Source organism: Neobacillus drentensis (assembly GCF_036966985.1).
In the GTDB taxonomy this organism is placed as follows: domain Bacteria; phylum Bacillota; class Bacilli; order Bacillales; family Cytobacillaceae; genus Neobacillus; species Neobacillus drentensis_E.
Genome location: NZ_JBALSN010000729.1, coordinates 1 through 1,539 on the forward strand (window position 1 = coordinate 1; position 1,539 = coordinate 1,539).

Consider the following 1,539-nt stretch of genomic DNA (forward strand, 5'->3'; position numbering starts at 1 on the left):
TTCAAATAATTGAGCATTCTCAGCGACCGTGATAAATCCCCATGAACAAACCACTAAAAGCAAGGTGAAGAGAAGAGATAGCCAACCAGGACTGAATCCCTTTCGCCGTTTCCGCTCTATTAATCCTTTACGAACGAAATTACTCCAAATATCTACGAATATGACAAGTGCAATCAGAAAAAAAACATATGACCAGACTTGATCATATTTCAAATCAGCCAGTGATAATTGAATTTGGTAGCCTAGACCGCCAAGTCCAACAAAACTCATAATGGCAGAAGACCGAATGGCACATTCAAAGCGGTACATCGTATAACTGATCATGTCGGCCCAAACCAAGGGAAAATAGCCATAAAAGAGTATTTGCAGTTTAGATGCTCCCGCTGATTTCAATGCTGTAATTGGCTGCTCAGGAACATCATTTAACATGTCCGCAAAAATTCGTCCAAGGATACCTCCGTATGGAATCGCGAGGGCTAATATCGCTGCATAAGGGGACAGACCTACGGCAGCAACAAAAAGCCAAGCCCATATTAACTCATGAATTGAACGGGTGAACCCTAATATTCCCCTAAAAAGTAGTTTAGATGTTAACCGGGCAACTCTGCTTGAGGTTAACGTTCCAGAGGCCAGAACACCGACTATTAGAGCATAAATAATGGCAAGTGACATTCCGGCAACAGCATATGCTAGCGTTATCCAAGCAGATTCAAGTCCCTTAATAAGTACTTCAGCAGACAGGTCAGGTTGAATAAGTCCTTCAAATATTTGCAACAACGTCGGTATTCCACCAGCATGGAATAGATCGGAATTCCATTGAATTGAAAACAAGCTCCATACGAATACAGCTGCCAAAAGTAACGTGAGAAGGAGGCGATTATACATACCGAAAACTGATTTTTGTCCCAACATCTTACCCTTGCTCCTTTAACCGATAAAGATCTGTTAACAAATCATCTGTTACTTTATCAGTCGGTAAATCAAAAAGGATTTCTCCATTTTTAAGGGCGATGATTCTCGTAAAATATTTACGAGCATATTCGACGGAATGTAAACTCGCAATTAATGTTTGTTTTTGCTCTGAAACGATTTTGATCAGCATGGCTANNTCTTCTGCCCGTGCCGGGTCAAGGGAGGCTACGGGCTCATCGGCTAGGATCACTTCCGGTTTTTGCACCATTAATCTTGCCATTGCGACACGCTGTTGTTCGCCTCCAGATAAAGTGGACGTGATTTCAAATATCTTATCAGAAAGGCCAACTCTTTCCAGTGCTTTCAGAGCAATTTCTTTTTCTTGGGGTACAAGTAACGAGAAGAGGGATTTGAAAACACCCCAATCAGCTAAACGTCCTGCCAAGACATTATGAATAACAGCTATCGACCCAATTAAATCAAATTGTTGGCGGATAACGCCAACTTTTTTAGCAAAAATCCTGCCTTTTTTATAGGATGATATCGGTTGGCTATCGATCAGTAGTTCCCCGTTTTGGATTGGCACGAGTCCGGCAATGGAATTTAGTAATGTGGTTTTACCCGCTC

Annotated in this window: 2 protein-coding genes; both read right to left on the minus strand. The window is 41.7% G+C overall.

Annotated features, from left to right (window positions below):
- Positions 1–912 (minus strand): PhnE/PtxC family ABC transporter permease (locus V7659_RS31060; RefSeq protein ID WP_335543845.1); only part of this gene is annotated, 912 nt, incomplete at its 3' end.
- Position 913: 1 nt separating this feature from the next.
- The gene (locus tag V7659_RS31065; protein WP_438825880.1) at positions 914–1,498 is read right to left on the minus strand and encodes a phosphonate ABC transporter ATP-binding protein; all 585 of its coding nucleotides are present in this window, start codon (positions 1,496–1,498) and stop codon (positions 914–916) included.
- Positions 1,499–1,539 lie beyond the last annotated feature (41 nt).